This is a genomic window from Bacteroidia bacterium (genome assembly GCA_025056095.1).
Lineage (GTDB): Bacteria > Bacteroidota > Bacteroidia > JANWVE01 > JANWVE01 > JANWVE01.
In genome coordinates, this window is record JANWVW010000146.1 from 1 (window position 1) to 7,082 (window position 7,082).

General features: G+C 34.2%; 6 protein-coding genes. 3 read left to right on the plus strand and 3 right to left on the minus strand.

All coding sequences use genetic code 11. From position 1 onward, the window contains the following. Nucleotides 1-174: 174 nt before the first annotated feature. Genes NZ519_10210 through NZ519_10220 form a run of 3 tightly spaced genes read left to right on the plus strand, consistent with a single transcriptional unit; the run spans nt 175 to nt 2,559 of the window. On the plus strand, nt 175-756 hold the full coding sequence (locus NZ519_10210; protein MCS7029120.1) for a YdcF family protein: 582 nt from the start codon (nt 175-177) through the stop codon (nt 754-756). A gap of 40 nt (nt 757-796) precedes the next feature. Continuing rightward, a complete protein-coding gene (locus NZ519_10215) occupies nt 797-1,471 on the plus strand; it encodes a hypothetical protein (protein MCS7029121.1) in 675 nt (224 codons plus the stop codon). After that, on the plus strand, nt 1,471-2,559 hold the full coding sequence (locus tag NZ519_10220) for an anhydro-N-acetylmuramic acid kinase (protein MCS7029122.1): 1,089 nt from the start codon (nt 1,471-1,473) through the stop codon (nt 2,557-2,559). The genes NZ519_10215 and NZ519_10220 overlap by 1 nt, the downstream gene beginning before the upstream one ends. On the opposite strand, the gene NZ519_10225 is transcribed toward NZ519_10220, so the two are convergent. The 3 genes from NZ519_10225 to rpoN all read right to left on the minus strand — a co-directional run bounded on the left by NZ519_10225 (nt 2,556) and on the right by rpoN (nt 6,938). Further along, complete coding sequence (locus NZ519_10225; GenBank protein MCS7029123.1) at nt 2,556-3,668, minus strand: leucine-rich repeat domain-containing protein; 1,113 nt, start codon at nt 3,666-3,668, stop codon at nt 2,556-2,558. The two genes, NZ519_10220 and NZ519_10225, sit on opposite strands and share 4 nt — an antisense overlap. Nucleotides 3,669-3,807: 139 nt before the next feature. Next, nucleotides 3,808-5,427 carry a hypothetical protein gene (locus NZ519_10230; GenBank protein ID MCS7029124.1) on the minus strand — a complete coding sequence of 540 codons (1,620 nt, stop codon included), beginning with the start codon at nt 5,425-5,427 and terminating at the stop codon, nt 3,808-3,810. Further along, complete coding sequence (gene rpoN, locus NZ519_10235) at nt 5,424-6,938, minus strand: RNA polymerase factor sigma-54 (GenBank protein ID MCS7029125.1); 1,515 nt, start codon at nt 6,936-6,938, stop codon at nt 5,424-5,426. The genes NZ519_10230 and rpoN overlap by 4 nt, the downstream gene beginning before the upstream one ends. Nucleotides 6,939-7,082: the final 144 nt, after the last annotated feature.

The following is a 7,082-nucleotide window of genomic DNA, read 5'->3' on the forward strand; positions in this document are numbered from 1 at the left end:
GCGTAGCGAAGTACCGAAGCGAAGCGCAGTGCGGAATGCCCCGACCCTTGCGTTAGCAAGGGGCACGCCCAAAAAATCAAACTATTCTTTTAGACTATATAATTTTTATTACCTTTGAAGTCAATGATTAAAAACCGAAAAAAACGATGGCTTATTCTAGCGTTTTTATTTTTTATGGCTTTAATCTTGGTAGCAGTTTTGAGAGTAAATATACTTAGAGGCATAGGTAACTTGTTAATTTACAAAGATAGATTAGAACCCTGCCAAGCTATTTTTGTGCTAAGTGGTTCAGCAGACGAAAGAGCAAAACATGCGGCTTTTTTGTATCACCAAAAGTATGCACCGAGAATTGTTTGTACAGGGGCAGTTGTACCTGAAAATATAGAATTAGTAAATCTCAAGTACACAGAAGCAGAGCTAACTAGCATAGCTTTAACTAAACGCTATCATGTTCCTGATACAGCAGTTGATTGCATATTAGAAGGAACAAGTACCAAAGAAGAAGCAGATGTAATTTTTGAATATGCTCAAAAACACAATTTACGCAAAATTATGGTTGTAAGTACAGCTTTTCACACCAGTCGGGTAAAGCAAATTTTTAGAAAAAGGTTTAGGTATAACCGACAGATTAAAGTATACATTCAACCAGCACCTGCCTTAGATTACAATGAGCGGTATTGGTGGAAAGATGAAGAAGGATTGTTAACAGTCTACACAGAGTACGCAAAAAAAATGTATTATTTTTTTAAGTATTGAGAAATAGTTATATTTTTGTGAAACTTTTAACATACTCAGTATGGACCAACAAGAAATTCTTGAAATCATTATCGGTGTGGTTTCTGCATCAATTGTATTAGCCCTAATTATTATGGCTGTGGTAAGCGAAAATACAGGCAAGAAACGCCGCAGAAAACAATATGTTGCACTTGCTGAAAAACTACAATACAGCGTTTTAGAACTAGACACACTTGATAGACAAGCTGTTAAAGAAATGCCTACTCTCGCTCGCATAGAAAAAGGAAAAAGCAAGGTAGTTGGTTACATATACAAAAATGAACTTAAAATGAGAACAGCTATTTTTGAATGCAATGGAATCAGCTACATTTATATAGATGACCGATTGATTTCTTATGAAACCAATCTTCCCGATTTTAGTATTGCTAAAGAATTTTTATCTGACCGTATTGCTGAAAGATTCGGCGCCCAAGATATAGACTTCAAAGAATATCCTGAATTTTCTCGTAAATATGTTTTGAAAGGTGCAGATGAAGCAGCTATCCGTAATCTGTTCCAAGAACCTGTTATTCGCTTTTTTGAAAAGCATGAAGGCTTATATATGGAAGTTCATAACAATAAAATTTTAATACATAAAAATAGAATTCTAAAACCTGAAGAATTAGAGTACTTTTTAGAGGAAGGACTTGAATTCACCAGAATTCTACGCAAGGTTCTTCAAATAGAGAAAGCTTAATGCACACTTGGTATGTTGTGGGTCTAATGTCAGGGACATCTTTAGATGGGCTAGACGTAGTCTATGTCAAATTTTATAAGAATAAGTTCAAGTGGTCTTATTGCATCCTTGATGCAACAACATATACTTACCACAATGATTTGATTAAACGACTTAGAAATGCACATACTTACTCTATTGAGCAAATTGCTGTTTTAGACCATGAACTAGGAACTTTATGGGGCAACTATCTTAAAAATAAAGCCTACCCAATAATAGACTTTATTGCTTCACATGGACATACTGTATTACATAATCCTAGAAAAGGCTATACTTTACAGATTGGCAACCCTGCTGACATAGCAAAGCTAATGCAAGTCCCTGTGATTACAGATTTCAGACGAGCAGATGTAGCCTATGGCGGAAATGGCGCTCCTTTGGTTCCTTTTGGCGAAAAATACCTCTTCAATACGTTTGAGTATCCTGTTTTCTTAAACCTGGGTGGAATAGCTAATTTTTCATTTCATGACATTTATTCGAAAACCATTATTGCTTCTGATATCGTATTTGTAAATATTCCAATTAACGACATTTGTTGGCAGTTTTTTGGTTTACCTTATGACAAGGATGGAAGAATAGCCCAAAAAGGTAAAATTATTCCTGAACTATTAAAGAAATTACAACAGTGGGATTTTTTAAATCAACCTGTTCCTAAATCCTTAGGTAGAGAACAGTATGAAAAAGAAATAAAACCTATTCTTGAAATATATTTTGCTGCAAGCATAGAAAATGTGCTGCATACTTATTATCACTTTGTGGCTTATAGTATTACACAGAGCATAAAGCTATTTACAAACATTGATTCTACACAAAAAGTTTTTGTAACAGGCGGGGGTGCCCATAATACATTTTTAATAGATTGCTTGGAAAAATACGGAAAACAGGTTGATATTTCTTACTTTTTACCTAACACTTTTCTGATAGACTACAAAGAAGCCTTGATTTTTGCTTTTTTAGGCTTGATGCGGTGGTTACATCATAACAATACCTTGAAATTTGTAACTAGTGCTACCCAAGATACAATAGGGGGAGCTATTTGGCTGCCCTAAACAATTTGAATATCACATGTGGGTAGCCGGCGTTTGAGCATATTTATCCATTTGAGGTTAACTCTATTGTCCACTTTGAGCAGGCTTAATTGTTCAGCCTGTTCAAGTACATCCAAATTTTGTATAGGTGTATTGACAATTTCTAAAGACTTAAGATCTTTAATTTTCACAATTGGACTGATATCTCTAACATTTGTATTAGAAATGTCTAAATGAACTAAATAGGGTAAATCAGCTAAATAATCAATATTCGTAATAGGATTATCGCCTACATATAAATGAGTAAGCGAACAGCAGTTTTCTATACCTTCTAAACTTTCAAGGTTGCAATGCTGTACATTTAAGTATTTGAGACTTTTCAAGTTAATCAAAGGTCGAAGGTGTGCCACAGGAGTGCCTTCTAAATTCAAATTTTCTAATTCATTCAAAGGATATAAAGGAGATATGTCCAAAGCCTCTTCAATACCTTGGTAGACAATTTCAACATGCTTGAGTTTTCTAAGATAGCTAATTGGTGTCAAGTCTTGTACACTAAGATATTTTAGTATGAGATGAGTTAGTTTTTCAGCATGTTGAAGTGCCTCTATTCTTTTAACACTTGTAAAACCACTTCTTAGATAGGATAAGCTAAAAAAGGTTAGATTGGGCAAACTAGCAATAGGTTCAAGAGAAATAGGTTTTATTATATCTACATCTAATTTAGTCAGATGAGGAAGCATTTCTACTGGTTCAATATCGTCTATAGGAGTATCAGATTTGATGTTGAGCATGTGTAATTTTTTATAGGCGTATTTCAGTTCTGAATCAGAGAGATAAATTGAAAGTCCATGTCGAGCAAATATCTCTTGCCATGCGGGAGTTAAAGTGTGCAGCCATTGCTTTATTGTAAGCTTCTTCTCTGTTAATCGGATGGGTTTTTCTGCTTCTAATAGAGAATTAAACTCTGCTTCAGATATGCGAAGTAATTGCTTGAGCTCTAGCAACTCTTGGTACTCTTCGGGTGTAAGCACATCGTCCGCAACAGCTTCTTGAATAGCTTTAATGAGAGTTTGTCTGTTCTGCTCTTCATTCCAATTAAAGTAGTGGAATATTCTCTTGAATAAGTTCATAAACGTAGTAGTTTTAGATTCTTAACTCAACTGTGAAGACTAAAATTCATAAATATAAGTTTTGATTTGTTAAATCAAACAGCGTATTTTATACAACAAAGTTACAAGTTTTAAAGTTGAAAAACAAATTTTGCTTCTATCAAAGATTGATCAGGTCTGTAATAAGATTACGGGGCTGATGTTTGTAAAAACCAGAGATAGGTATAGTTATCCAGCCATAAACAGGATAGTTGCGAGGTTTATTTGTAACATGGTAGCTATTGATTACTTCTAACTTATATGCGTAATATGGTGTAATAGCAAAAACTCCATCTATATACTTATTATCTTCCGTTACAAATGAGTTGAGGTATTTGTCTTTAAGTTCTCGAGCTTTATCTTCAGCATTTTTGTAAAAAGTAAATTTACTATCCATGATGAAGTACTTTTTAGTTTTTGGATTAGTGTATTTAAGTACAAAATCGGGAGTTAAGTTGTGCTGCGTGTAGATACTCTGAAACATTCCAATAGGATTATTTTCTACTTGGTCAAAATGATAGACTAGTTCTATGCGCTCTTCTTTGTCTGTACCTTCATCTTTTATAAAAACAATGTTTTTTTGATTAGGGTCAAGATAAAACTTATGAGTACAGTCTTTGAAATCAGGCATTTGAGAAAGAACTCTACGAAGATAAATGTAAGTAAACTGCTCAAAAAGTTCCCAGTTATTGCGAACAGATATGTTCGTTGAACTTTGAGATTGATAGAAGGTAATACTATTGAGTGTGTCTATAATAGATGTAGAATAACGTTCTATTATACCTTGTACAGCATGAATATTGCAAACTGCTGTATAATAAAAAGCCTTTTGAGGTTGAACGCCTAATTGAGTAAAGGTATTTACAAGCTTGGTTAAACTATCTGCACATTGATGTAGAATACATTTCTCTTGGGTAAGATTCTCCAAAATAATTTTTTCAATAAAAGTCAAATTGCCTGTTTTGTGTTGATAATTTTCTTCTTGCTGCTCTAAATAGTACATTCTTTGCCGAAGCTTATGTTTTACTTCCAAAATTTTATGCAATATATATTGATTTTCAGGTATGTTGTAGTTTTCCTCGTAGGTATAAGTTTGTACATGACGCGGCAAGTATAAGCATCCATCCGAGTAAATGTAAGTAGGCTTTTGGGCTAATTCGCGTACTTGACTACTATCTGTTTTTACAGAAGGGTTGAATAATGCAGTATAGTATTTTTTTTGACTTTGACACTTTAAAGTAGAAATATTATTCTGTACAAACTGGCAAAATTGTTTTATGTTTTCATTCAATCGCGATAAAAGAATTTCCCGAGAGGTGTCATCTTTGTTTTGAGCAAAATGTTCACGCTGTAAGGTTTCTATCATGAGTGCATATTGTTTTTTGTCTACCCTTCGAGATTCTACTGAAACCTCTTCCGAATATACCTCATCATTGACTTCAATGGTAATTTTAACTTGACCAATAGCACTATCTTCAAAATACATAAAAGGCTCAAAAGTGATAGTGCCTTGATTGATCTGAATATACTGAGCTAGTTTGTCTTTACCTACTTTTTGGCTAAGTTGTTCTATAAGATTCTGCTCTCCAATATAAAAGTCAAAACGCTCAATATGGGTAAAATCAGTTTGGATGATAAATTGGTACACATGTACATCCACCACAATTAAATTATCTACAAGTGAGCTTTCTTGGATAGTAGACAAATCCTCGCCCCTACTGATAATTTGGAACTGTATCATATCATTTTTCTAAGCCTAGCTACGGGTATTCCTAATTGTTCGCGGTATTTAGCTACTGTTCTACGAGCAATTTGATAACCTCTACTTTGTAGTAGTTGAGAAAGTTCATCATCTGAAATAGGGTTATGCTTATCTTCATTATCAATCAATTCTTTTAGGACATGCTTAACTTCTTTATTGGATACCTCTTCACCTGATTCAGTAGCAATTCCTTCCGAAAAAAAGTGTTTGAGTGGAAATATTCCAAAATCTGTTTCTACGTATTTGCTATTAGCTACTCTGCTTACAGTGGAGATATCCATACCTATTCTATCTGCTACATCTTTGAGTACCATAGGTTTGAGCTTGCTTTCATCACCAGTGAGGAAGTACTCTTTTTGCAATTCGGCAATGCAATTCATAGTAACTAAAAGGGTATTTTGGCGCTGCTTGATAGCATCTATGAACCACTTCGCGGATTCTATTTTAGACTTGATAAGTGCTATTGTGTCTTTCATAGCTTGGGTAGGTTTAGGATTGCTTTCATATTCTTTCAAAATTTCTTGATATTCTCGGCTAATTCTCAATTCAGGGGCGTTTTTGCTATTTAAGGTAACTTGCAGGTTACCATCTATAGCAGTAACCGTAAAATCGGGAATAATGTAGTCTGTTCGAATTGTAGCAGCTGTGGTTGTATCACCTGGTTTTGGGTTAAGACTAGTAATAATTTTTATTAAGTGTTTGAGTTTCTCCTCACTTATATGCAACTTCTTGATGATTTTATCATAATGCTTTTTGGTAAATTCGTCAAATAAGTCTGTCAGAATTTTTAAGCATAGGTCAATATCTTCGGCGTTTTTTGAATTGCGTTTGGCTTTGAGTTGAGTAGTCAAACACTCTTGTAAGTTACGAGAAGCTATGCCCACAGGGTCAAGGTAGCGTATTTTTTCAAGTACTTCTTCTATCTCCTCAATAGAAACTTTGATGCCTTTCTTAAAATCCAAGTCATCCTGTATGCTTTCTAAGGGAATTTTAAGGTAGCCATCGTCTTCTAAGCTGCCTATAATAATCTCTGCTATTTGTTTTTGGGTTTCAGTGAGAGGGAGTAAGCTAACTTGTTGCTGCAAATCCTCTATCAGCGTTTGGTATTGTGGAATAGGTATTTCATCTCTATCTTCGTCATCTTGGGCGGTCTTGTAACTTTCCACTTCATCGTAAGTCATGATTTCGTCTAAACTAATTTCGTTATTTTCATTTTCTTCAGCAATTTCTTCTTCGTAGTTTTCTTGTTCTTCGGTATCTTCTGTTGGTGAAGTTATAGAGGGAGCGAAAGTGTCTACGGTTTCTACATTTTCTGCGTCTGTTTCTGTATCATTTTCTGCTATTTCTAAAACCATATTGTCATCTAGTTCCTGCTTAATGCGGTCTTCTAACTCTGTAACGGGCAATTGTAATAGCTTTACAAATTGAATTTGCTGTGGAGATAGTTTTTGTTGTTGTGTTTGATATAAACCTTGTTTGATGCTTTTCATATCCCAAAAATATGAAAATTTCGCCTTTTAACAAATTTTATGCCGTTTTTAAATTGAGTGTACTTAACAATATGAGTGACATTTTTTAAGTTCTTAATAGTAGATACAAAAAAACTGTACTTTTGTACAGTATGAAAAAATAAA